Annotated in this window: 21 protein-coding genes; 14 read left to right on the forward strand and 7 right to left on the reverse strand. The window is 72.1% G+C overall.

The window, feature by feature from the left end; genetic code table 11:
* Positions 1-53 precede the first annotated feature (53 nt).
* From ACYVMZ_RS02410 to ACYVMZ_RS02435, 6 genes are all read left to right on the forward strand, one after another.
* On the forward strand, positions 54-1,256 hold the full coding sequence (locus ACYVMZ_RS02410; protein WP_461074884.1) for a prenyltransferase/squalene oxidase repeat-containing protein: 1,203 nt from the start codon (positions 54-56) through the stop codon (positions 1,254-1,256).
* Entirely contained in the window at positions 1,253-1,891 is a 639-nt protein-coding gene (locus ACYVMZ_RS02415; RefSeq protein ID WP_461074886.1) for an SCO2322 family protein, read from the forward strand. The genes ACYVMZ_RS02410 and ACYVMZ_RS02415 overlap by 4 nt, the downstream gene beginning before the upstream one ends.
* A complete protein-coding gene (locus ACYVMZ_RS02420; protein WP_461074888.1) occupies positions 1,884-3,035 on the forward strand; it encodes an energy-coupling factor transporter transmembrane component T in 1,152 nt (383 codons plus the stop codon). Before ACYVMZ_RS02415 ends, ACYVMZ_RS02420 begins: the two co-directional genes overlap by 8 nt.
* Positions 3,032-4,759, forward strand: a complete 1,728-nt coding sequence (locus ACYVMZ_RS02425; protein WP_461074890.1) for an ABC transporter ATP-binding protein — start codon at positions 3,032-3,034, stop codon at positions 4,757-4,759. Before ACYVMZ_RS02420 ends, ACYVMZ_RS02425 begins: the two co-directional genes overlap by 4 nt.
* On the forward strand, positions 4,756-5,583 hold the full coding sequence (locus ACYVMZ_RS02430) for an ECF transporter S component (RefSeq protein WP_461074892.1): 828 nt from the start codon (positions 4,756-4,758) through the stop codon (positions 5,581-5,583). Before ACYVMZ_RS02425 ends, ACYVMZ_RS02430 begins: the two co-directional genes overlap by 4 nt.
* 303 nt (positions 5,584-5,886) lie before the next feature.
* Entirely contained in the window at positions 5,887-6,303 is a 417-nt protein-coding gene (locus ACYVMZ_RS02435) for an aggregation-promoting factor C-terminal-like domain-containing protein (protein WP_461074894.1), read from the forward strand.
* Positions 6,304-6,411: 108 nt separating this feature from the next.
* Here the strand turns inward: ACYVMZ_RS02435 and ACYVMZ_RS02440 are convergent, their stop codons facing one another.
* On the reverse strand, positions 6,412-7,647 hold the full coding sequence (locus ACYVMZ_RS02440) for a cytochrome P450 (protein WP_461074896.1): 1,236 nt from the start codon (positions 7,645-7,647) through the stop codon (positions 6,412-6,414).
* Positions 7,648-7,842: 195 nt separating this feature from the next.
* Between ACYVMZ_RS02440 and ACYVMZ_RS02445 the strand changes: the two genes are divergently transcribed.
* Positions 7,843-9,012, forward strand: coding sequence for a steroid 3-ketoacyl-CoA thiolase (locus ACYVMZ_RS02445; protein ID WP_461074898.1), 1,170 nt, complete (start codon positions 7,843-7,845; stop codon positions 9,010-9,012).
* Here ACYVMZ_RS02445 and ACYVMZ_RS02450 read toward each other — a convergent pair.
* Together ACYVMZ_RS02450 and ACYVMZ_RS02455 are read right to left on the reverse strand one after the other, a co-directional pair.
* Complete coding sequence (locus ACYVMZ_RS02450; RefSeq protein WP_461074900.1) at positions 8,996-9,277, reverse strand: DUF397 domain-containing protein; 282 nt, start codon at positions 9,275-9,277, stop codon at positions 8,996-8,998. The genes ACYVMZ_RS02445 and ACYVMZ_RS02450 overlap by 17 nt on opposite strands.
* The gene (locus ACYVMZ_RS02455; RefSeq protein WP_461074902.1) at positions 9,237-10,088 is read right to left on the reverse strand and encodes a helix-turn-helix domain-containing protein; all 852 of its coding nucleotides are present in this window, start codon (positions 10,086-10,088) and stop codon (positions 9,237-9,239) included. The genes ACYVMZ_RS02450 and ACYVMZ_RS02455 overlap by 41 nt, the downstream gene beginning before the upstream one ends.
* A 92-nt stretch (positions 10,089-10,180) precedes the next feature.
* Between ACYVMZ_RS02455 and ACYVMZ_RS02460 the strand changes: the two genes are divergently transcribed.
* Genes ACYVMZ_RS02460 through ACYVMZ_RS02475 form a run of 4 tightly spaced genes read left to right on the forward strand, consistent with a single transcriptional unit; the run spans position 10,181 to position 17,361 of the window.
* The gene (locus ACYVMZ_RS02460) at positions 10,181-10,615 is read left to right on the forward strand and encodes an ATP-binding protein (RefSeq protein ID WP_461074904.1); all 435 of its coding nucleotides are present in this window, start codon (positions 10,181-10,183) and stop codon (positions 10,613-10,615) included.
* A 31-nt stretch (positions 10,616-10,646) separates the two neighbouring features.
* Positions 10,647-11,492: a lipase family protein gene (locus ACYVMZ_RS02465; protein ID WP_461074906.1), complete on the forward strand. Its 846-nt coding sequence runs from the start codon at positions 10,647-10,649 to the stop codon at positions 11,490-11,492.
* Positions 11,489-15,700, forward strand: coding sequence for a caspase family protein (locus ACYVMZ_RS02470; RefSeq protein WP_461074908.1), 4,212 nt, complete (start codon positions 11,489-11,491; stop codon positions 15,698-15,700). The genes ACYVMZ_RS02465 and ACYVMZ_RS02470 overlap by 4 nt, the downstream gene beginning before the upstream one ends.
* A gap of 32 nt (positions 15,701-15,732) precedes the next feature.
* Positions 15,733-17,361: a hypothetical protein gene (locus ACYVMZ_RS02475; RefSeq protein WP_461074910.1), complete on the forward strand. Its 1,629-nt coding sequence runs from the start codon at positions 15,733-15,735 to the stop codon at positions 17,359-17,361.
* Here ACYVMZ_RS02475 and ACYVMZ_RS02480 read toward each other — a convergent pair.
* A complete protein-coding gene (locus ACYVMZ_RS02480) occupies positions 17,315-19,363 on the reverse strand; it encodes a bifunctional glycosyltransferase 87/phosphatase PAP2 family protein (protein ID WP_461074912.1) in 2,049 nt (682 codons plus the stop codon). The genes ACYVMZ_RS02475 and ACYVMZ_RS02480 overlap by 47 nt on opposite strands.
* Positions 19,364-19,834: 471 nt before the next feature.
* Here ACYVMZ_RS02480 and proP point away from each other — a divergent pair, with 471 nt between their 5' ends.
* A complete protein-coding gene (proP, locus tag ACYVMZ_RS02485; protein WP_461076301.1) occupies positions 19,835-21,199 on the forward strand; it encodes a glycine betaine/L-proline transporter ProP in 1,365 nt (454 codons plus the stop codon).
* Between the two features lie 170 nt (positions 21,200-21,369).
* Positions 21,370-22,041, forward strand: coding sequence for an O-methyltransferase (locus tag ACYVMZ_RS02490; protein WP_461074914.1), 672 nt, complete (start codon positions 21,370-21,372; stop codon positions 22,039-22,041).
* A gap of 11 nt (positions 22,042-22,052) precedes the next feature.
* Here ACYVMZ_RS02490 and ACYVMZ_RS02495 read toward each other — a convergent pair whose 3' ends face one another.
* Positions 22,053-22,445: an FHA domain-containing protein gene (locus ACYVMZ_RS02495; protein ID WP_461074916.1), complete on the reverse strand. Its 393-nt coding sequence runs from the start codon at positions 22,443-22,445 to the stop codon at positions 22,053-22,055.
* Positions 22,446-22,558: 113 nt separating this feature from the next.
* On the opposite strand from ACYVMZ_RS02495, the gene ACYVMZ_RS02500 reads away from it, so the two are divergent.
* The gene (locus tag ACYVMZ_RS02500; protein ID WP_461074918.1) at positions 22,559-22,993 is read left to right on the forward strand and encodes a DnaJ family domain-containing protein; all 435 of its coding nucleotides are present in this window, start codon (positions 22,559-22,561) and stop codon (positions 22,991-22,993) included.
* Between the two features lie 15 nt (positions 22,994-23,008).
* On the opposite strand, the gene ACYVMZ_RS02505 is transcribed toward ACYVMZ_RS02500, so the two are convergent.
* Together ACYVMZ_RS02505 and ACYVMZ_RS02510 are read right to left on the reverse strand one after the other, a co-directional pair.
* A complete protein-coding gene (locus tag ACYVMZ_RS02505; RefSeq protein ID WP_461074920.1) occupies positions 23,009-23,584 on the reverse strand; it encodes a hypothetical protein in 576 nt (191 codons plus the stop codon).
* A gap of 5 nt (positions 23,585-23,589) precedes the next feature.
* The gene (locus ACYVMZ_RS02510) at positions 23,590-24,270 is read right to left on the reverse strand and encodes a hypothetical protein (RefSeq protein WP_461074922.1); all 681 of its coding nucleotides are present in this window, start codon (positions 24,268-24,270) and stop codon (positions 23,590-23,592) included.
* Between the last annotated feature and the right edge of the window lie 9 nt (positions 24,271-24,279).

The raw sequence follows: 24,279 nt of genomic DNA on the forward strand, positions 1-24,279 counted from the left end.
GCCGGGGTGTCCCGTGCTGCCCGGCTCCCCACAGGGAGAGGCACCCGCCGATCATGAACGTCCGCCGCAGCGCCGCGGTCCTGGCCGCCACCGCCGTGATCGGCGCCGCCACGCCCGCCGTCGCCGCCGGTCCGTCCCCGTCGCCCAAGCTGCCCGCCGGCCTGTACGGCACCGCCGACCCGAAGTTCGACGGCGTCTGGCGCCAGTCGCTGGCCCTGCTCGCGCAGGACACGGTGGGCGTGAAGCCCGCGTCGAGTGCCATCGCCTGGCTGGTGGAGCAGCAGTGCGCCGACGGCGCGTTCGCCCCGTTCCGCGCCGACCCGTCCAAGGCCTGCGACGCCAAGACGCCCGTCGACACGAACCAGACGGCCGCCGCCGTCCAGGCCCTCACCGCGCTCGGCGGCCACGACGCCGCCACCGGCAAGGCGGTCACCTGGCTGAAGTCCGTGCAGAACGAGGACGGCGGCTGGGGCTACACCCCGGGCGGACCCAGCGACGCCAACTCGACGTCCGTCGTCATCGGCGCACTGACCGCCGTCGGCGAGAAACCGGCGCAGGTCGTCAAGGACGGCAGGTCGCCGTACGACGCGCTGCTGAAGCTGGCGGTGCCGTGCGGGGAGGACGGCGGCGGCGCGTTCGCCTTCCAGCCGGGCAAGAAGGGCGAACTCGTCGCCAACGCGGACGCGACGGCCGCGGGTGTGCTCGGCGCGCTCGGCAAGGGCCTGGCGGTCAAGCCCGGCAAGCAGACGGACGCCGCCCAGTGCACCGGCCCCCGCACCCCGGAACAGGCGGCGGCCAACGGCGCCGCCCATCTCGCGGCCGCGGTCGCCGAGAACGGCCACCTCACGTCCGCCCTCGGCGGCTCCACGGACCAGCCCGACCACGGCAACACCGCCGACGCCGTCGTCGCGCTCGCCGCACAGGGCGGCGCCGAACGGGCGAGGAAGCCGTTGCGGTGGCTGGAGCGGAACTCCGCGGCCTGGGCGAAGCAGAACGGCCCCGCCGCCTACGCCCAGTTGATTCTGGCCGCCCACGCCACGGACACCGACCCGACCGACTTCGGCGGCGAGGACCTGGTCGCGCGGCTGAACGCGACGGGACCGGCTCCGCAATCGACCCCGTACCAGGAAGGCGCCCGGGACGAGGCGAAGGACAATCCGACCTACGACGTCTGGTGGTTCGTCGGCGCCTGCCTCGTCGCCGGCATCGGCATCGGCTTCCTGCTCAGCGGCCGCACCCGGAGGCGACAGTCGTGATCCGCCGGACCGTCACCCTTGCCCTGGCCGTGTTCCTGCTCCTGGCGGGTGCGGTCCAGGCGCAGGCCACGGGCTACCGCTACTGGTCCTTCTGGGAGCGCGACGGCGACCACTGGACCTACGCCACCCAGGGCCCGTCCACCACCCGCCCCTCCGACGGCGACGTCCAGGGCTTCCGGTTCACGGTCAGCGAGGACTCGGCGGACGCGGCCCAGCCCCGGGGCACGGCCGACTTCGCCACCATCTGCGCGAACACACCCGCGCAGGACGGCAGGAAGCGGGTGGCTCTCGTCCTCGACTTCGGTACGGCGGCGGACGCCCCGTCCGGCGAGACCCCACCGGCCCGCCGCACGGCCTGCGCCCGCGTCTCCCCCGACGCGACGACCGCGGACGCCCTTGCGACGGTCGCCAAGCCCCTCCGCTACGACACCAACGCGCTGTTGTGCGCGATCGCCGGGTATCCGGAGAAGGGGTGCGGCGAGCAGGTGGCGGGCGGCAGCCAGGAGAAGCAGCCCGCAGCGGAGAAGAACACCTCGCAGGACGGCCCGTCCGTGGGTCTGGTGGCGGGCATCGCCGTGGTCGCCCTGCTCGCCGCAGCAGCGACCTGGCAGGTACGGCGGCGCGGGGATGCGTAACGGCGCGCAGCCTGCGGGCGGCACCCCGCAGCGCCGGGCTGCGCACCCCACCTCCCGGCACCACCGCCCAGCCCCCCTCCACCCCGGCGCCTGGTGGCTCTGGGCGACAGCCCTCGGCACCGCCGCCACCCGCACCACCAACCCCCTCCTCCTCGCCCTCCTCCTCACGGTCTCGGCCTACGTCGTGGCCACCCGCCGCCCGAACACCCCCTGGTCCCGTTCCTACGGCGCCTTCCTCAAACTGGCCCTGGCCGTCCTGCTCATCCGCCTCCTCTTCGCAGTGGTCCTCGGCTCCCCCATCCCCGGCACGCACGTGATAGCCACGCTTCCCGAACTCCCGCTCCCGCACTGGGCCCAGGGCATCCGCCTCGGCGGCAGGGTCACCGCCGAGGCCCTCACCTTCGCCCTGTACGACGGCCTGAAACTGGCCACCCTCCTCGTCTGCGTCGGCGCCGCCAACGCCCTCGCCGGCCCCTCCCGCCTGCTCAAGTCGCTCCCCGGCGCCCTGTACGAGACGGGCGTCGCCGTGGTCGTGGCCCTCACCTTCGCGCCGAACCTCATCGCCGACGTCCAGCGGCTGCGCGCCGCCCGCCGTCTGCGCGGTCGCCCCGACAAGGGCGTACGGGGCCTGCTGCACGTGGGACTCCCGGTCCTGGAGGGCGCTTTGGAGCGTTCCGTCGCCCTCGCCGCCGCGATGGACGCCCGCGGGTACGGCCGTACCGCGCAGGTCCCGGCCCCGGTCCGCCGTACCACCGCCGTGCTGACGCTCGGCGGCCTGCTCGGCGTCTGCGCCGGTACGTACGGCCTGCTCACCGCCGAAGGCGGCACGTACGGGCTCCCCGTCCTCGCCGCGGGCCTCACCGCCGCCCTCGCGGGCCTGTGGCTCGGCGGCCGGCGTTCGCCGCGCACCCGGTACCGGCCCGACCGCTGGGACGCCCGCGCCTGGCTGGTCGCCGGTTCGGGCGCGGCGGTCGCGGCACTGCTCGCCCTCGCGGCCTCCCGTGACCCGGCGGCCCTGCATCCCGGTGTGGTCCCGCTGGTCGCGCCCACCCTTCCGCTGTGGCCCGCGGCGGCCGTTCTCCTCGGCCTGCTCCCGGCCTTCGTCACCCCAGCACCCGAAGACACCCGCAAGGAGCCGTCGTGATCCGCTTCGAGGATGTCTCCGTGACGTACGACGGGGCGCCCGAACCAACCGTCCGGGACGTGGACTTCGAGGTCCCGGAGGGTGAACTCGTCCTGCTCGTCGGCCCGTCGGGCGTCGGCAAGTCGACCGTTCTCGGCGCGGTCAGCGGGCTCGTGCCGCACTTCACCGGCGGCACCCTGCGCGGCCGTGTCACGGTGGCCGGCCGTGACACCCGTACGCACAAGCCGCGCGAACTCGCCGACGTGGTGGGCACGGTGGGCCAGGATCCGCTGTCCCACTTCGTGACGGACACCGTCGAGGACGAACTCGCCTACGGAATGGAGTCGTTGGGGCTCGCCCCGGACGTCATGCGACGCCGTGTCGAGGAGACCCTCGACCTGCTGGGCCTGGCCGACCTGCGCGACCGCCCGATCGCCACGCTCTCCGGCGGGCAGCAGCAGCGGGTCGCGATCGGCTCGGTCCTCACCCCGCACCCCCGGGTGCTGGTCCTCGACGAACCGACCTCCGCCCTCGACCCGGCGGCCGCCGAGGAGGTCCTCGCGGTCCTGCAACGCCTCGTCCACGACCTCGGCACGACGGTCCTCCTGGCCGAACACCGCCTGGAACGCGTCGTCCAGTACGCCGACCAGGTCGTCCTCCTGCCGAGCCCGGGCGCGGCACCGGTCCTCGGCACGCCGGCGGAGGTGATGACCGTGTCCCCGGTGTGTCCGCCGGTGGTGGACCTGGGCCGCCTGGCGGGCTGGGCCCCGCTGCCCCTGACGGTCCGGGACGCGCGCCGACGGGCGGCGCCTCTTCGGGAACGGCTGACGGAGCGGGCGGACGCAGCAGAAGAGGGCGCGCCCCGGCCTCCGGCGGACGGCGCACCGCCGGCCCCCACCGGCACCGCACCGCACGCCACCGAACCGGCCCCCCTCCGCACCCGTTGGCGCCTGCGACGCGAGCGCCCCGTCCCCACCACCACGGCAACTCCCCGGCACGCGGCGGAAGTTCACTCCCTCGCCGTCCGCCGCGGCCGTGTCCGGGCCTTGCGCCATGTCGACCTGACCGTCGACGCCGGTGAGACGGTCGCCCTCATGGGCCGCAACGGTGCCGGGAAGTCCACGCTGCTCAGCGCGCTGGTCGGGCTCGTCGAACCGGCCGCGGGTTCCGTCCGGGCCGGTGACGCGATCCCGCACCGCACCCCACCGCGTGACCTCGTACGCCGGGTCGGTCTCGTCCCGCAGGAGCCGCGTGACCTGCTGTACGCCGACACGGTCGCCGCCGAGTGCGCGGCGGCCGACGCGGACGCGGGCGCGAGCCCCGGCACGTGCCGCGCCCTGGTCACCGGCCTGCTCCCGGGCGTCACCGACGGCACGCACCCCCGGGACCTCTCCGAGGGCCAGCGCCTGGCGCTCGCCCTGGCCGTCGTCCTGACCGCCCGCCCACCCCTCCTCCTGCTGGACGAGCCGACCCGCGGCCTGGACTACGCGGCGAAGGCCCGCCTGGTCGCCGTGCTGCGCGGGCTGGCCGCCGAGGGGCACGCCATCGTGCTGGCCACGCACGACGTGGAGCTGGCCGCCGAGCTGGCCCACCGGGTGGTCCTGCTCGCCGACGGCGAGGTGATCGCCGACGGCCCGACGGCGGACGTGGTGGTGTCCTCACCGTCCTTCGCCCCGCAGGTCACCAAGATCCTCGCCCCGCAGCGGTGGCTCACGGTCGCCCAGGTCCGGAGGGCTCTGACGTGACCGGCCCGCAGCGCCAGGCGCGGGCCGTCCGCCTCGGCCCCCGTTCCCTCGCGGCCCTCGCCCTCGTGAGCGCCGTGGGCGTCGTCGCCTTCGGCTGGCCCTTCCTCACGCCGCCCACCTCACAGCTCGGCGCGCACGCCCAGGACGCCCCCTGGCTGTTCGCGGGCCTGCTGGTGCTGCTGGTCGCGGTCGTCGCGGCGACGATCTCCGAGTCGGGGCTCGGGCCGAAGGCGGTCGCGATGCTGGGTGTCCTGGCGGCCACGGGTGCCGCCCTGCGGCCCATCGGCGCCGGTACGGCCGGCATCGAGCCGATGTTCTTCCTGATGGTGCTCAGCGGCCGGGTCCTCGGCCCCGGCTTCGGCTTCGTCCTCGGCGCGGTGACGATGTTCGCGTCCGCGCTGCTCACGGGCGGGGTGGGCCCGTGGATGCCGTTCCAGATGCTGGCCATGGGCTGGTTCACGATGGGCGCGGGCCTGCTGCCGGGCCCGGACCGCCTGCGCGGCCGCCCGGAACTCCTGCTGCTCGCCGCATACGGCTTCCTGGCCGCCTTCGCCTACGGCACGGTGATGAACCTGGCCGGCTGGCCCTTCATGAACGCCCTCTCCTCGACCATCGCCTTCGACCCGCAGGCGGCGCTCCCGGCCAACCTGGCCCGGTTCCTCGCCTACTGCCTGGCCACCTCGCTCGGCTGGGACCTGGGCCGCGCGGTCGTCACGGTCGTCCTGACCGTCGTCCTCGGCCGCCCCGTGCTCAAGGCGCTACGGCGTGCCACACGCCGGGCCGCTTTCGAGACGCCGGTCACGTTCGAGACCCCGCCGAGGTGAACCGCCCCACATGACGTGGGTCACCTACGAAGCGGGGCCGTACCCGCCGCGGCATCGCTGCACCCGCCACACACCGCTCTGACCTGCGCGTTGAGAGCCGAGTCACACAACGGACCAACACCCCACATGCGACCACCACTAGTAAAAGGGGTGATTGCGGCCGGGTGGCCGGGCTGTTTCTCTGGACGGGTCACCAGGCGCCGGCGTGCCCCCAGGGCCGCGGCGCCGCCGCATGTCACCGCCCCGCACCGCCTGGTTCCGGCATGCCGCGACCGCCCCGCCCCCGACGAAAGGCACCTCCCTGTGACCGCCGTTTCCCTCCTCCGCCGCATCGCCACTCCGAAGAAGGCCCTCACCGGTGCCGCCGTCGCCGCCGTCACCTGCGGCACGCTGATGGCCGCCGCGCCCGCGCAGGCCGCGACGACGGAGGCCTCCTCGGCGCAGGCGATCGCGAAGAAGATGATCGGGAACTCGGCCCAGTACGAGTGCTTCTCCAAGATCGTCGACCACGAGAGCGACTGGAACGTGAACGCCACCAACGCCTCGTCCGGCGCGTACGGCCTGGTCCAGGCCCTGCCGGCCGCCAAGATGGCCTCGGCGGGCTCCGACTGGAAGACCAACCCGGCCACCCAGATCGAGTGGGGCCTGGACTACATGAAGGACCGCTACGGCAGCGCCTGCGACGCGTGGAGCTTCTGGCAGGCCAACGGCTGGTACTGATCCCGGCCCGTCTCGGCCCCCCATACCGAAGGCGGCGGCCCCCTGGATCCCCGGGGCCGTCGCCTTCGCCATGCCCCTCACCTGCGCCGCGCCCGTGGCGCTTCAGCGTCAGCCGGCGCTCACCGGGAGTTCCTTCACACCGTTGATCCACGCGGAGCGCAGCCGCCGGGGTTCGTCGACGAGCCTCAGACCGGGCATGGCATCCGCCACGGCGTTGAAGATGAGGTCGATCTCCAGCACGGCCAGCGACTTGCCGAGGCAGTAGTGCGGTCCGCCCCCGCCGAAGCCGAGGTGGGGATTGGGGTCGCGGGTGATGTCGAAGACGTCGGGGTCGTCGAAGACCTCCGGATCGTGGTTGGCGGAGGCGTAGAACAGCCCGACCCGGTCGCCCTTCCTGATCCGCTTCCCGCCGAGCTCGGTGTCCTGCGTGGCCGTGCGCTGGAAGGCGGCGACGGGCGCCGCCCACCGCACGATCTCCTCGGCCGCCGTCGCCGGACGCTCCCTCTTGTACAGCTCCCACTGGCCGGGGTGGGTGAGGAAGGCGTGCATGCCATGGGTGATGGCATTGCGGGTCGTCTCGTTGCCGGCCACGGCCAGCATCAGCACGAAGAACCCGAACTCGTCGGAATTGAGATTCCCCTCGTCCTCGGCCGCCACGAGCCGGGTGACGATGTCGTGCGCCGGGCACCGCTTGCGCTCGGCGGCCATGTTCATCGCGTACGCGATGATCTCGGTGGCCGACTCGGCGCCGACCTCCGCGGTGATGGCGTACTCGGGATCGTCGTACGCGATCATCTTGTTGGACCAGTCGAAGATCTTGGCCCGGTCCTCCTGCGGTACGCCGAGCAGCTCGGCGATCGCCTGCAGCGGCAGTTCGCAGGCGACCTCGGTGACGAAGTCGAAGGGCCCGGAGTGCGCGAGGGCGCCCTGCACGATGGAGTGGGCCCGGGCCCGCAGCCGCTCCTCCAGCACGCGGATCGCCCGGGGCGTGAACCCCCGCTGCACGATCTGCCGCACCCGGGTGTGCTCCGGCGGGTCCATGTTGAGCAGGATGAGCCGCTGGGCGTCGATCGAGTCGCGGTCGATGTGCTCGTTGAAGCGGATGATCGCCGTGTTGAGGTACGAGGAGAACAGCTCCGGGTGCGTGGAGACGTACCTGACGTCGGCGTGCCGGGTCACGGCCCAGTAGCCCTCGTCCTGGAAGCCGGCCACGCCCGCGGGCTGGGGGACCCAGTGGACCGGTTCCACCCGGCGCAGCTCGGCGAACTCCGGCAGGGGCACGCGGTGGTGCAGCAGATCCGGGTCGGTGAAGTCGAACCCGTCGGGCAGCGCTGGACAGGGCATGAGAGGCTCCAGCAATCTGACGAACTATCAGGAATCGAGCTGCCGCGAAGGTAGTAACGGGTTCTAGAAGAGGCAAGAGCCATGTCGACCCCAATTGGGTCCCGACCCTTGCGGTGTTGCACGTCACGTCAGCAGACTGCATGACAGGACTAGAACGCGTACTAGTTCCTGGTGCCGGAGGAGAGGACCGCCCCCATGGTCGCCGAACCCGTGATCGTCGAAGCCGTACGCACCCCCATCGGCAGGCGCGGCGGCGCGCTCGCCAACCTGCACCCCGCCTACCTCCTGGGCGAGACGTACCGCGAACTGCTGGGCCGCACCGGCATCCCCGCCGACTGCGTCGAACAGATCGTGGGCGGCACGGTCACCCACGCCGGCGAACAGTCCATGAACCCCGCGCGCACGGCCTGGCTGACCATGGGCCTGCCGTACGAGACGGCGGCCACGACGGTCGACGCGCAGTGCGGGTCCTCGCAGCAGGCCTCGCACATGGTGGCCAACATGATCGCGGCGGGGGTCATCGACGTCGGTGTCTCGTGCGGGGTGGAGTCGATGTCACGGGTGCCGCTGGGGTCGGGGTCGAAGCACGGGCCCGGGAAGCCGTTCCCGGACGAGTGGAACGTGGACCTGCCCAATCAGTTCGAGGCGGCGGAGAGGATCGCGCGGCATCGGGGCCTGACGCGGGAGAACGTCGACGCACTCGGGCTCCTCTCGCAGGAGCGGGCCGCGATCGCCTGGTCCGAGGAGCGGTTCAAGCGGGAGACGTTCGCGGTCCAGGTGCCGACGACGGAGGAGGAGCAGTACGCCGGTCAGGGCATGTGGCGCCTGGTCGACAAGGACGAGGGGTTGCGCGACACGTCGATGGAGGCGTTGGCGTCCCTGAAGCCGATCATGCCGACGGCGGTGCACACGGCGGGCAACTCGTCACAGATCTCGGATGGCGCGGCGGCGCTCCTGTGGGCGTCGAAGCGGATGGCGCGTGCGCTGAAGCTGAGGCCGAGGGCGCGGATCGTCGCCCAGGCGCTGGTCGGTGCCGACCCGCACTTCCACCTGGACGGTCCGATCGACGCGACGAAGGCCGTGCTGGGCAAGGCGGGGATGTCCCTGCGGGACATCGACCTGGTGGAGATCAACGAGGCGTTCGCGTCGGTGGTGCTGAGCTGGGCGCAGGTCTTCGAGCAGGACCTGGAGAAGGTCAATGTCAACGGCGGTGCGATCGCGCTCGGGCACCCGGTGGGGGCCACCGGGGCCCGGCTCCTCACGACCGCGTTGCATGAACTGGAGCGGGCGGACAAGGAGTTCGCGCTGGTGACGATGTGTGCCGGGGGCGGGTTGGCCACCGGGACGATCATTCAGCGGTTGTAGTCGCCGTCCAGGTGAGGAAGGTGGTGAATGCGGCGGGGGCGACCGTGAGGGTCGGGCCCGCCGGGTTCTTGGAGTCGCGTACCGCGACGGCGGCGCCGGGAAGTTCGGCGATCTCCACGCACTCGCCGCCCTGGTCGCCGCTGTACGTGGACTTGCGCCAGGCCAGGGCCCCGATCGGCGCGCACTCGACGCAGTTGCCGCCCTCGTCTCCGCTGTAGCTGGACTTACGCCACTGGATCCCCGTCAGTATCGCGTTGTTCTCCATAGCGTTCCTCCATTACCCGCCGGATCAGCGCCGCCGAGTCCTTGAGGGAGAGAGCGGCGGCTTGAAGATGATCGTAACGGAGCGAGCACTTCTTGACTGTGTCCGGGTTTGCGGTTGGATGCCCGCTGCCGCCGTAGCCCTCCGTATAAACGATGGCCGGGTCGCTGTCGAAGCGGTAGTGGTCGAACGAGCCTTGCAGCCCCGTGTGCGCCCCGGCGGAGAACGGCAACACCTGGATGTTGATCCGAGGGTTGCCCTTGAAAGACAACAGATGAGCGAGTTGCCCCCGCATGGTCTCTCGGCCGCCGATCTCCTGGTACAGCGCAGCCTCGCTGAGGATCGCCCAGAAGACCGGTGGCTCCTCCTTCTCGAAGATGCGCTGACGCGCGAGCCGGGCCGCAACACGGTCGTCAAGGCGAGTCTGGTCGAGAACGCCGAGCACGGCACGGGCATACGCCTCGGTCTGGAGGAGACCGTGCACCATGTGCGTCTCGAAGGAGTAGATCTCTCCAGCCCGCGCCTGCAACTCCGCCACCTGCTGAAACCACGCCGGAAGTTGGCTACGCAACACCAACTCCACCAACCGGGACAGCAAACCGTCCGACCCCAGCGCCGCATCCGCCCGCTCGCTGAACTCCGGTGTCGGGACCTTCCTGGCCGTCTCGATCTGGCCCACCAGGGACCCCGTGTAGCTGAGGATGCTTCCGAGCTGTTTCTGCGTCAGTCCGGCGGCTTCCCGCAGCCGCCGCAGCTCATAGCCGTAGTAGTCGAGCGCAGAAGCGCCCGGGTCCAGAGCGTTGATGTGGGTCACGCAGAGCCCCCTCTCGCACAACTCGGCCCACTCCAGGACCGGTTGTATCCGTTCGGTAGCCGAGAGTAGTCGCGCGGGGGCACTCTCGTGGCGTGAACGCATACATTCCCCCCACCGCCCTGGTGCCCCGCCCCTCGCAGTACACCCTCAGCCTCACCGTCGGCGAGCACGCGGCCCGGCACATCCGCCGCATCGTCCGCTCGTTTCTGAACGAATGGGAGATGCCCGAGCTGTCCGACACCGTCGAGCTGGGCGTGACCGAGCTGCTCGCCAACGTCGTACGCCACGTCCCGGACCGGCGCTGCACCCTCCTGCTGCTGCGGCAGGCCGCGGGGGTGAGGGTGGAGGTGACGGACGGCTGCGACGAACTGCCCGCGCTGCCGACCGGGTTGGCGTGGGACGCGGAGAGCGGTCGTGGGCTGGTGCTGCTGGACGCGGTGGCCGACAAGTGGGGCGTGGATCCCGGGCCCCGGGGCGGCAAGACCGTGTGGTTCGAATGCGGGGCCGCACCGGTCGCTCTAGAGTGAACGCACCTTGCGGGGCTCGGGGGACGGGGCGATGGCGCGGATTGTCGGTGTGCACGGGGTGGGCAAGCAGCGGCTGGGCGCCCATACGCTGCTGAAGGACTGGGAGCCGGCGCTCGCCGACGGACTGGACCGGGCGGACGGTCCGAAACTCGCCTCCGGTGACCTGCGCATGGCGTTCTACGGCGACTTGTTCCGGCCCGCCGGACACACGCTCGCCGTCGGCGACCCGCTGTTCACGGCGAGCGACGTCGACGAGGGTGACGAGGGTCTGGAAAGCGAGCTGCTGCTGGAGTGGTGGGCGGCCTGTGCCCGGACCGACCCGGCCGTGCCACCGCCGGGAGCGGACACGCTGACTCGCTCACCGCGCGCGGTGCAGACGGCCCTGCGGGTCCTGCAACACTCGCGTTTCTTCGCCGAAGTCTCCCTGCGGGCCCTCGTCTTCGACCTGAAGCAGGTCCACCGCTATCTGACGGACGACGTCCTGCGGGCGGCGGCCCGAAGCCGGGTGGAGGAGCTGATCGGGCCGGACACGCGGGTGGTGGTCGCACACTCGCTGGGCTCGGTCGTCGCGTACGAGGCGCTGTGCGCGCGGTCCGAGGACCACCAGGTGCGGACGCTGGTGACGCTGGGATCGCCGCTGGGGATGCGGATGGTCCACGACCGGCTGCGCCCCGAGCCGGGAGCGTGGCCGGGCACCGTGCGGTGGACGAACGTCGTCGACGAGGGTGACGTGGTGGCCGCGGTGCGGGACCTGTCGCTGTTCTTCGGCACGGGCGTGGCAGGGAAAGTCGTCCACAACGGCTCGCACGCCCACGACGCCACGCGCTACCTCACGGCGAAGGAGACGGGCGAAGCGGTGGCGGAGGGCCTGGCATGAGCGGGAGCGAGCCTCGGCGCTTTCTCATCGCGACCGCGATCAGCCACTATCCGCACGCGCCCGCGGAGCTGGAGTGGAACCGGCCGGGCCTGGCCGAGGCACGCCGTCGGATGGTGGAGCTGTTCACGGGCAAGCTCGGCTATCAGCACGTGTCCGACCTGGGCCTGAACCCGACTCAACACCAACTCCTGTGGGAGCTGCGGGAGTTCTGCCGCTCGCCGGAGCGCCGCCCGGACGACGTGGTGGCGGTGTACGTCGCCGGGCACGGCGAGGTGCTGGACAACGGCGAGTACGTCCTCCTCACCTCCGACACGGACCCCGACGACCTGTACGACGCGCTGCTGCCCAGCACGCTGGCACGCAAGATCCTCGCCGGGACGAAGGTGCGCCGGCTGCTGCTGATGCTCGACACGTGCTTCTCCGGGCACGGCGGCAACGAACTGCTCGCCGCCATGGCGAAGTTGAAGAACGACTGGCGGGACAAGGACGCGGGCCTGGCGGTGGTCACGTCGGCCCAGCCGACCGAGCTCGCCCGGACCGGGGCCTTCCCCGAGCTGCTGACGGAGGCGGTGACGAGTCTGGCCACGGCCGGCTGCACACCGGAGCTCCTGTCCCTGGACGCGGTGGTCAACGCGACGGCCAAGAACCCCAGGCGTCCCGGCTTCCAGCACATCGGCCTGGAGATCATCGGCCTGACCGGGGAGATCCCTCCCTTCCTGCCCAACGCCAAGCACAGTCCCCGGCTGTCCCACACGGACATGGCCCTTCAGCAGGCCGCCGAGTGGGACGAGCAGGACCGGCGGCGGGACGTGGAGTTCCGGACGCGGCTGCTGCGGCGGGCGATGGGACACAGCGATCCGACCCGGGTGGGCTGGTGGTTCTCCGGCCGCCACCGGGCCCTGGGGGACATCACCGGCTGGCTCGGCGACCTGCCGGACGATCGCCCGACGCTGGTGGTCACCGGTGATCCGGGGTCGGGCAAGACCGCCGTCCTGGGGCTGCTGGCAGCGCTGAGCGACCCCGCGTACCGGCGTACGGTACCGCTGGCGAGCCTGGGCCTGAGGGACGGACAGCTGCCGCGCGAGAAGGCGGTCGGCACGGCGGTGTACGCGCAGAACCTCACCGACCAGCAGGTCGTACGGGCGATCGCGGCGGCGTTGCGGTCGCCGTCCACGGAGGTTCTGGCGGAGCTGCTGAACCACCTGAACACGCGCCCGGAACCGGACCGGCCGCACGTCGTCCTGATCGACGGCCTGGACGAGGCGGTCACGCCGTCCACCCTGTGCGGCCGGGTCCTTCGCCCCTTGATGGAACTGGCCGGCCCTCATCTGCGCCTGCTCCTGGGCACCCGCCCCCACCTCTTCGCCCCGCTCGGCCTGGACCGGGCCGGCCACATCGACCTCGACTCACCTCGTTACGCCGACCCGCGGGCCGTCCTCGCCTACACCGTCCGCAACCTCCTCGACGCCCACCCCGACTCCCCCTACCTCGACTGCGACGCCTCGCACCGGCTCGCCGTGGCCCGGGCGGTCGCCACAGCGGCCGACCACTCCTTCCTCGTCGCCCGCATCACAGCGGGCACGCTCGCCGCGACCCCGGCCCTGCCCGACCCGAGTGACCCGGCCTGGCTCCGGTCCCTGCCGAGCCGAGCCGCCGACGCCATGCACCGCGACCTGCACCAGCGCTTCGGCGAGGACGCCGAGCGGATCCTCGGCCTCCTGCGCCCCCTGGCCTACGCGGAGGGCCAGGGCGTCCCCTGGGAGGACATCTGGGCTCCCCTCGCCTCGGAGCTGTCCGGATGGCCGTACACCAACCAGGACCTGTACCGGCTGCGGCGCGACGCCGGCGCGTACGTCGTGGAGGCCGTCGAGGACGGCCGGTCGGTGTACCGGCTGTACCACGAGGCGATGGCGGAGTATCTGCGACAGGGGCAGGACGTGAGGAGGGTGCACCGGGGCTTCACGGCGGCTTTGCGGCAGGCGGTGCCGTACCGGTCGGACGGGGCGCGGGACTGGGGGCGGGCGCATCCGTACGCGCTGCGGCATCTGGCGACGCACGCGGTACGGGCCGGGCTGCTCGACGAGTTGGTGGCCGACCTCGACTACCTGGTCCACGCGGACTGCGACACGCTCACGGTCCACCTGCTGAAGGCCGGGAGCGATACCGCGCGGCTCCATGCGGCGGTCTACCTCGCCGCCGTCGACGTCCACCGTGACCTGGGCCCGGAGAGCCGCCGCCGGGTCCTCGCGGTGGACGCGGCACGGCACAACGTGCCGTCCGTCCTGGAGGAGCTCAACGGCAAGGCGGCCGAGCGGGTGTGGAAGCCGCTCGCCGCGTCCGGTTCGAGGGTTTCGGGCAACGTGCACAGCATCGCCCTGACCCACACGGACGGCGGGGCCGCTGTGGCGTGCACCGTGCTGGACGGCCGGCCCGTCGCGGTCACCGGATCGGCGTACGGGACGGTGTGCGTCTGGGACCTCACCACCAGCAGACCATTGGGAGCGCCGCAGACCGGCCACACCGCGGTCGTGACCACCGTGGCCTGCACGGAACTGAACGGCGCCTCCCTCGCCGTCACCGGATCGGAGGACGGGACGGTACGCGTCTGGGACCTCACCACCGGCAGACCCCGGGGAGGGCCTCTGACCGGCCACACCTCGATCGTGAACGCGGTGGCCTGCCCGGAACTGGACGGCACTTCCGTCGTCGTGACCGCATCAGGTGACGGGACGCTGCGCCTCTGGGACCTCACCACCGGCCGGCCGCTGGGCAGGCCGGTGGAGGTCGCCGACAACGTGGGCTCGATGGTGTGTGCCGTGGTGGGCGGAGAGCCGGTCGCCGTCACGGCCTGTAGGGAGTCCCTCCGGGTGTGGGACCTGGCGACGCTGCGCGAGCGGGGCCGGCTGCAGGGTGACGGAGAGGTCTGGGTGACGGAGCTGGCGTGTGCCGAGGTGGACGGCCGCGCCGTCGTGGTGGGAACCGGGCACGAGGAGAAGGTGCAGGTCTGGGATCTGGAGACGAGCCGGCTCCTGGCCACGTGGGACGATCACGGCGACGACTGGGGGACGTCGCTGGCGTGTGCGGAGCTGCACGGTCGGCCGGTCGCGATCACTGTCTCCGTGAACGGCGAGCTGCGGATCCGGGACCTGAAAACCCACGAGCCGGTGGGAACTCCCCTCAGTGGCCGTGTCGATGCCGTGCGGTCGGTGGCGACCGCGTCGGTGGCCGGACGGCTCGTCGCCGTCACCGGCGGGTTCGACGACACCGCCCGAGTGTGGGACCTGTCCCCTCGTCAGGCATGCGGCCGGCCGAGGATCGGTCACGCCGACGACATCGGGTCCATGGACCTGGCGGTGGTACGCGAGAGGCCCGTCTTCGTCACCGGCTCCGACGACAACACGGCGCGCGTGTGGGACATGGCCACGGGTCAGCCCGTGGGTGTACCCCTGGAGGGTCACACCGGCGACGTGTGGTCAGTGGCCTGCACGCTGCTCGGCGATCGCCCGGTCGCCGTCACCAGTTCCCTCGACGACACGGTGCGGGTGTGGGACATCGAGACAGGGCAGGCCGCGTGTCCACCGCTCACCGGCCCCAAGGACTGGGTGACCTCCCTGGCCTGCACCGTCCTGGACGGCCGCCCGACCGTCGTCGGCGGCACGTTCGACACGGTATGGGTGTGGGACCTCCCGACGGGCCATGCCCTGTACCCGCCTCTCGAAGGCCACACGCGACCGGTGTCAGCGGCGGCTTGTACCGTGCTGGACGGTCGCCCGGTCGCCGTCACCGGCTCGGAGGACTTCACCGTGCGGATCTGGGATCTGCGTACCGGTCAGCGCACGGGACGGACCCTGTACGGCGTTTACGCGCATGCCATCGCCTGCGTGGTGCTGGATGACCGCCCGGTGGCCGTGATCTGCTCCCATGACCGGTCGGTAGAGGTCTGGGACCTGGGAACCGGCCGGCCCATGGGCCGGCCGATGACCGAGCACACGGGGGCGGTGCTCGCCGTCGCGTGCACCGTCCTGGACGACCGCCCGGTCGCCGTCACCGGCGCGTCGGACAACACGATCCGGGTCTGGGACCTCGAAAGCCGCGGCACCGTCGACGTCATCCCCGTACCCGGACCCTGCCATGCTCTCGCCGTCGACAGGAGCGGTCTTCTGGCCTGCGCCTTCGACAGCGACGTAGCCGTCTTCACCCGCCGATGAACGCTCCCGCCTGATTCCACGTCTTCGAAACCGTGGTCTCAGCCGAACTCACCCGTGCCCGGCCCGAACTCCCGTCCCCAGCGCGGAACCACCCCCTCCGCACCTTGTGGGCCCGCCACCGCGTCCCCCTCCTGGCCACCCTTCCCACACTCCCCCTGTACGCGCTCTGGTGGATCTTCCTCGCCACGGGCGGCGGCGACCTCGCCGCCCAGGAGGCGTGGGCCGGCTTCGCGTCCCGGCACGGCGACTCCGCGTACAACCTCTTCTGGTACGGCGGCATGCACACCGCCAACTACAGCCTGATATCGCCGTACTTGATGGCCGCCCTCGGCGTGCGGACCGTCACCGTCGTCTCCGGGCTCCTCGCCTCCTGGCTGGCGGCCGTGCTGATCAGGCGCGCCGGGGTCCGAAGACCCCTCGGCCCCGCCCTGCTCGCCTCCCTCGCGCTGTGGTGCAACGTCGCCTCCGGCCGCACCACCTTCGCGCTCGGCGTCGCCTTCGGGCTCGCGGCCTGTGTGCTGCTCACCCGGGAGAAGCGGGTCGTCCTCGCCGGGGCCTATGCCGCCCTCGCCACCATGGCGTCGCCGGTCGCCGGGCTGTTCCTGGCCGTCGTCGGCGCCGGTTTTCTCCTCGTACGGGACTGGGGCCGGGCCCTGCCCCTGCTGGCGCCGCCCGCCGCCGTGGTCGGGCTGACCACCCTCTTCTTCCCGTTCACGGGCGAGCAGTTGATGCCCTTCGCCCGTATCTGGCCGCCCGTCGCCCTCGGTCTGGCGGTCACCGCGCTGGCGCCGCGCTCGTGGCGGGTCGCCCGGTGGGGCGGGTCGGTGTACGCGGCCGGGACCGTGCTCGCGTACCTCATCCCCTCCCCGGTCGGTACGAACGTCGAGCGGTTCGCGGAGCTGTTCGCCCCCGCCGTCCTGCTCGCCGCCCTCCTCAGCCTGCCCGGCCTCGGCAAGCTGCGCCGCAACCTGCTCGTCGCCGCCCTGGTCTTCTCCGTCGCCTGGGTCGGCAAGAAGACCGCCGACGATCTCCGGGTCTCCACCGTGGTGCCCGCCTGGGCCGCCGAGACCCACGGGGTCGTACGGGCCCTCGACGGGCTCGGTGCCGACCGTACGCGGGTGGAGGTCGTCCCGGCCCGCAACCACCGTGAGGCCGTCGAGCTCGCCCCGCACATCAACATGGCGCGCGGCTGGAACCGCCAGCTCGACATGGAGCGCGCCCGCCTCTTCTACGACGGTTCCTTCTCCGCCGCCACCTACCGGGCCTGGCTGGACCGGTGGGCGGTCGGCTTCGTCGTGCTGCCGCTGGGCACGCCCGACGGGTTCGCCGAGGAGGAGGCCCGGCTGGTGCGCGACCACCGGCCCGACTGGCTGGAGCCGGTCTGGCAGGACGCGCACTGGCGGGTCTACCGGGTGCGGGACGCCGTACCGCTCGTCTCCGCGCCCGGGACCGTCGTACGGGCGAGCAGCGCCGATGTCGTCCTGCGGGTGTCGCGGCCGGGGGCCGTCACCCTGCGGATCGCGTACTCGCCGTGGCTGCGGTCCGACGGCGGGTGCCTGTCCCGCGACGGCGAGTTCACGCGGCTGACCGTGTCCGCGCCCGGCGAGTACCGGATCAGCTCGGAGTACGGTCCTTCACCGGGTCCGACGGCTCGCTGCTGACCGCCGCCGCCGTCACCGTCCGCGCGCGCGGGCCCTGGAAGACGTACGTCAGGCCGAAGCCCGCGCCGACGACCAGCGCGCCGCCCACCGCGTCCAGCACCCAGTGGTTGCCGGTCGCCACGATTGCCGAGACCGTGAAGAGGGGATGCAGCAGGCCCAGCGCCTTCATCCAGGCCTTCGGCGCGATGACGGCGATCACCACGCCGCACCACAGCGACCAGCCGAAGTGCAGCGACGGCATCGCCGCGTACTGGTTGGTGAGCGCGGTCAGTGTGCCGTAGTCCGGCTTGGAGAAGTCCTGCACGCCGTGCACGGTGTCGATGATGCCGAGCGTCGGCATCAGGCGCGGCGGGGCCAGCGGGTAGAGCCAGAAGCCGACGAGCGCGAGCAGGGTGGTGAAGCCGAGGGCGGCGCGGGCCCAGCGGTAGTCGACCGGGCGGCGCCAGTAGAGCAGGCCGAGGACGGTCAGCGGGACCACGAAGTGGAACGACGTGTAGTAGAAGTCGAAGAAGTTCCGCAGCCAGCCGATCTTCACCACGGCGTGGTTGATGGTGTGCTCGATGTCGAGGTACAGGACGCGTTCGAGGTCGAGGATCTGCCAGCCGTGCTCCTCGGCACGGGCCCGGCCGGCCGAGTTGCTGCCGCCGGTCGCGGCGAGGCGGACCTTCGAGTAGGCGGCGTACGTGACCCGTATGAGGAGCAGTTCCAGCAGGAGGTTCGGGCGGGTGAGGACCCGGCGCAGGAACGGCAGCAGGGGGATGTGCCTGAAGCGGGTGGGTACGGGAGGGGCGTACTCGGTGGGGATCGGCGACTGGTAGTACGGCGAGGTGCGGGACAGGAACGGTATGGCGGTGGCGGCGGCGAGGGCGGCCAGCAGGACGACGTTGTCGCGCAGCGGGTACAGGGCCGCCATGTTCGGCAGCATCATCTTCGCCGGCAGCGTCATCACCAGGACGACGGCGACCGGCCAGACGTACCGGTCGGAGGCGCGTCTGCCGACCCGGCCGACGAACGCGAGCAGCACCCACAGCAGCTGGTGCTGCCAGGCGGTGGGTGAGACGACGATCGCGGCGCAGCCGGTGATCGCGACGGCGAGGAGCAGCTGGCCGTCGCGGGCGTAGCGCACGGCGCGGCGCAGACCGAGGGCGACGACGGCCGCGCCGAGCGTCAGGAAGAGCCCGATCTCCAGGGGACCGGTCAGGCCGAGGCGCAGCAGGGCGCCGTGCAGGGACTGGTTGGCGAGGTCGTCGGCCCTGCCGCCGAGTCCGACGCCCGCCATGTGGTGCACCCAGTAGGTGTAGGAGTCGTGCGGCATCGCGGCCCAGGCGAGCGCGGTGCAGGCGGCGAACGTGACGCCGGTGGACAGCGCGGCCTGTCTGCGGCCGGTGAACCACAGCAGGGGCGTGAAGAGGAGGAGGGTGGGCTGCAGCGCGGCCGCCACACCGATCAGCAGGCCGCTGACTCTCTGGCCGTGGGCGACGAAGCAGCCCAGCAGCACCAGCAGGACCGGGATGATGCTGGTCTGGCCGAGCCAGAGGGTGTTGCGCACCGGCAGCGACAGCATCAGCAGGCTGATCGCGACCGGTGCGGCCAGCAGCGCCGTGCGGCGGCCGATGGGCTGCGGCAGGGCGCGGGCGGCGACCAGGCCGAGCGCGACGACCAGCAGCAGCGTGCCGAAGGTCCAGCCCCAGCCGAGGGCCTGCTCGGCCGACCGGGTAAGGGGTTTGAGGACCAGACCGCCGAAGGGGGTGCCGGTGAAGCGCGTCGAGTCGTACAGCGACCCGTTCACGTGCAGGACGCCGTTCGGGCCGACCCAGGTCTCGAGGTCCGTCAGCCGCTCCCCGCGCGGGGTGCTCAGGACGACGGCCACCTGCCGTACGGCGAGGACGGCGGCGATCAGCCACAGTCCGAGGCGCGCCACGTGCAGGCGTGCCCTTGCCTCTTCGACGGCCGTCGCCCCGAACGCCTCCGCCGGTCGCCCGCTGTGCTCCGCATTCGCCACGCCTCGTCGGCCTCCCGCCCCGTTCGTCCCACGCGTCCCGTGCGTGGGGGATCCCTTCGCGAACCCTATGCGGCTCGCACCACCCCCGGAATGAGACGCAGGCAATCCCCGCTTCACCTGACGTCCGTCCTCCTTTTGTCCGGATGACGATAGTGCGCAGGTGGTGGGGTTGCCTCTGGTGGGCGCGAGAAGGATCACATGCGCTGTCCGGCGGGTCCGCGCGGGGCCGGACCTACGTGCCTGCGTATCCCCCATTTAGATGCAGGGTGCAACAAAAGGCGTACGGCCCGTAAGGGGCACATCGGCGCCTATCGTCGCTTTTCGGCCCGCCGACAGCGCCGCCGCGCGGACCGCGTCCCTGTTCCCGTCGAAAGGTAGGCGAGCGAAGTCTTGTCGACTGTCCCGGTCGCCGCTCCCCCGTCCGACAAGAAGACCCTGAAGCCCCCGAAGTCCCCGAAGACCCCGAAGACCGTGAAGTCCTTGAATTCCTTGGCGGCCGGCCAGGCGCAGACCTCCGAGGCGACCGTCACCGACCCCGCACTCGTCCGGCGGGCGGTGAAGGCGGCCGCGCTGGGCAACGCGATGGAATGGTTCGACTTCGGTGTCTACAGCTACATCGCGGTCACGCTGGGCAAGGTCTTCTTCCCCTCCGGCAACCCCACCGCCCAGCTGCTGTCCACGTTCGGCGCCTTCGCCGCGGCCTTCCTGGTCCGCCCGCTCGGCGGCATGGTCTTCGGCCCGCTCGGTGACCGCGTGGGCCGCCAGAAGGTCCTGGCGCTGACCATGATCATGATGGCCGCGGGCACGTTCGCGATCGGCCTGATCCCGTCGTACGCGACGATCGGCGTCGGCGCGCCGCTGCTGCTCCTGGCCGCCCGCCTGGTGCAGGGCTTCTCCACCGGCGGTGAGTACGCGGGCGCCTCCACCTTCATCGCCGAGTACGCCCCCGACAAGCGGCGCGGCTTCCTCGGCAGCTGGCTGGAGTTCGGCACGCTGGCCGGCTACATCGGCGGGGCGGGCCTGGTCACGCTGATGACAGCGCTGCTGTCGGCCGACGACCTGACGTCCTGGGGCTGGCGCATCCCCTTCCTGATCGCGGGCCCGATGGGCATCATCGGCCTCTACGTGCGGCTGCGACTGGAGGAGACCCCGGCGTTCGCGGCGGAGGTCGAGAAGGCGGAGGCGGCCCGGCCGAAGGTGCCGCTGCGCGAGATGATCGCCGGGCAGTGGAAGGCGCTGCTGCTCTGCGTGGGCCTGGTGCTGGTCTTCAACGTCACCGACTACATGCTGCTGTCGTACATGCCGAGCTACCTGACCAGTGAGCTGCACTACGACGAGACGCACGGCCTGCTGGTCGTCCTCGCCGTGATGGCCCTGATGATGATCGCCCAGCCGTTCGTGGGCGCGCTGACCGACCGGGTCGGCCGCCGCCCGGTCATCGCGGCGGGCTGCGCGGGGTTCCTGCTCCTGTCGATCCCGGCCCTGCTGCTGATCCGCGAGGGCAGCCTGGCCGCGGTGGGCCTGGGCATGGGCGCGCTGGGCCTGCTGCTGGTGTGCTTCACGGCGGCGATGCCGTCGGCGCTGCCGGCCCTGTTCCCGACGCGGGTGCGGTACGGCTCGCTGTCGATCGGCTTCAACGTGTCCGTGTCCCTGTTCGGCGGGACGACGCCGCTGGTGGTCACGGCGCTGATCGGGGCGACCGGCGACATGATGATGCCCGCGTACTACATGATGGCCGCGGCCGTGATCGGCGGCGTCGCGGTGTGGCGCATGACGGAGTCGGCGGGACGACCGCTGCCGGGGTCGGCGCCGGCGGTGGAGCCGGCTGAGCGTTGATGCGTCGGGCATCCCGCACCCACCGCCGGAGGCACGCACCCACCCCGCTCCAGCATCGGAAGCACACGGCGACACACCGGTGGATGAACCCACTCACGGAAGGGCGACTCACGGCTATATTCGAGAAACTAGTTAGCAATTCTAACTAGCCATACGGAAGGCTTAGGTGCATGAGCGAGTCGCAGCTCTGGGACGACGTCGACGACTACTTCACCGCCCACCTCGCGCCGGAGGACGACGCTCTGGAGGCCGCGCTGCGCGACAGCGAGGCCGCCGGGCTGCCCGCCATCAGCGTCACGGCCACCCAGGGCAAACTGCTCCAGATCCTCGCCCAGGTGCAGGGCGCCCGTCACATCCTGGAGATCGGCACGCTGGGCGGCTACAGCACCATCTGGCTGGGCCGCGCCCTGCCGGCCGACGGGCGGCTCATCTCCCTGGAGTACAACCCCAAGCACGCCGAGGTCGCCACCCGCAACATCGCCCGGGCCGGCCTGGACAAGCTCGTCGAGGTGCGGGTGGGCCCGGCCCTGGAGTCGCTGCCCAAGCTGGCCGACGAGAACCCGCCCCCGTTCGACCTGGTCTTCATCGACGCCGACAAGGTCAACAACCCGCACTACGTGGACTGGGCACTGAAGCTCACCCGCACGGGCAGCCTGATCGTCCTGGACAACGTCGTACGGGGCGGCCGGGTCCTCGACGCGGACAGCACCGAGCCCGACATCCAGGGCACCCGCGCCGCGATCGAACTGATCGCCGGCCACCCGAGGCTGAGCGGCACGGCGATCCAGACGGTCGGTGGCAAGGGCTACGACGGTTTCGCGCTGGCGCGGGTGCTGGCGTAGGCCGGCCGTCGTCAGGCCTCGTGGAAGAAGCCCACGTTGACGCTGCGCGGACCGGTGCGGTCCTGGATGACGACCTCGCCGCTGCCGCCCCGGGGCAGCGTCACGGTGCCGCCGTAGGCGACGGGCTGGGCGTACTCGCCGCTCGTCAGCCGGACCTCGGAGGACGGGTCGGGCTGCGAGCCGCGCAGCCAGGTCAGCTGCCAGCTGCCGTCGGGCCCGCACAGGAACTCCAGGTGGACCCGGGAGACGAACAGCCAGTCGTCGGGGGTCGCGAGCCGGCACACGGACTTGTCACGGCCCACCCGCAGCACGGCGCCCGGCTCGCTGGGCGCGTCGGCCATGAGCATGCCGGCCGTGGCACCCGCGTCCGCCGCGGAGACGGCGGCCATGGTGAGTTCGAGCACGTGCGCTCCTCCTGAGACGTCCTGGTGGCCGGAACGGCCTTGCGCGGTGGCCGGGTTGGTCCGCCGCCGCATGATAAATCGCCCGGGTGCACGGCGTCCGGCACAATGGCCTCATGACCGAGCGAAAGCCACCCGGTGTTCCGTTCGAGTCCTGGGTCGAGAAGCAGATCCGTGACGCGAAGGCACGCGGTGACTTCGACCGGCTGCCCGGTGCGGGCAAGCCGCTGCCCAGAGACCTGGAGTCGTCGTACGACGAACTGTGGTGGGTGAAGCGCAAGTTGGCCCGGGAGGGCGTCTCCGTCCTGCCGCCGGCGCTGGCGCTGCGCAAGGAGGCGGAGGACGCGCTCGCCGCGGCGTACGCGGCCCCCTCCGAGCGGGTCGTCAGGAAGATCCTGACCGACATCAACGTCAGGATCCGCGACATGATGTTCAAGCCGCCGCCCGGGCCCCCGCTGGGTATGAAGCCGTACGACGTCGACGAGGTCGTACGGCAGTGGCGGGAGCGCCGGGCGGCAGGTGGATCGGACGCGCAGGGGTCACAGGGCTGACACAGCTCGCATGACTCACACGCGCAGCAGCCGTTCCGCCAGCTCGCGGTAGTCCCGCAGGGCCAGGCGGAGTTGCTCGGTGTCGGTGCTCGTCGTGGGCTTGCCCCCGCCCGCGTCGGCGGACTGCCAGGACCTGCGCAGGGTACGGCGGCGCTGTGTCACGGCGTCCGTGAAGCGGGCGGCGATCTCCTCCAGCGCGTGGTCGGCCTCCTCGACGGCGTCACGGGGCCTGTCCACGAACTCGGCGACGGCGTGCCGCAACCGCGACTCGAGCTTGTCGCACTCCTCGTGGGGGAGGAGCCGGGTGGCGCCGGGGGCCTCCTGGCCACCGGGGGCGCCCGTGGTGCCCGGGGTGCCGGGGGTGCCGAAGGCGTCCCCCGCCGGGGCGATCCCCGTGCCGGCGCCCGCCGCGCTGGTCTCCCCCGCGCCGCGTACGTTCCCCCCGGCCGTCCCGGAGGTGTCACCGGCCGGGGAGCCGGTGGGCGGAGTGCCGTGGCCCGTGCCCAGGGCGGTCTCGCCACGGGCGTCGGGGGCCTTCTGGCCGCGATCGGCGGGTGTCTCGTCGCCGGGCGGCCGGGTCACGTCGGACATGTGCCTCAACTCTCCTTCGCCTGACGCCGGTGGAACACGGGCAGGTGGCCTCGGGCGGCCGGGGCCTTCTGGTCGTCGTTCGCGCCGGCGCGGTGGCGTCCGCCGTCGTGACGGCCGCCGTCGTGGCGGGACGGCCGTACCAGTTCCTCGAACAGGGCGCGGGCCTCGACCATGGCCTCACGCATCTCCTCCGTGCCCGCGCCACCGTCCTGGGCGCCGTTCACGCGTGCGTGCGTCACGCGGTGCACGCGCCGGTAGCCGTCCACGTGGTGAGCGTGGTGCACGGACAGGGCGGCGAGCTGTTCCTCGTAGTGCCCGGCGTCCGGGAAGCCCCGGGCGCCGGCCAGTTCGGAGAGCAGCCGGTCCGCCTCGGCGAGCGCCTCGTGCGGCGAGTCGACGAACCGCTCCTGTGCGGCCGTCCAGCGCGCCTCGAACTGCTCGCGCTCGGCGGGTTCCAGGGGCCGTTCACGCAGGTCGCCGTGGCGCTCCACGCGCTCGGCGAGTTCGCGCTCGGCCGCCTTGGTGTCCCCGTCGTGCCGGGCGACGGCCCGGTCGTACTCGGGCCCGAAGCGCCGCTTGAGGCTCATACCGCCTCGTGGTCCGCGGGAGCGCAGGGTCAGGACGGCCGCGACGATGACGACGGCCGCCACGATCACGATCAGAGCGATGATCACGCCTGTGGACATGAATGCCTT

The sequence above is a fragment of the Streptomyces deserti genome (genome assembly GCF_054782695.1).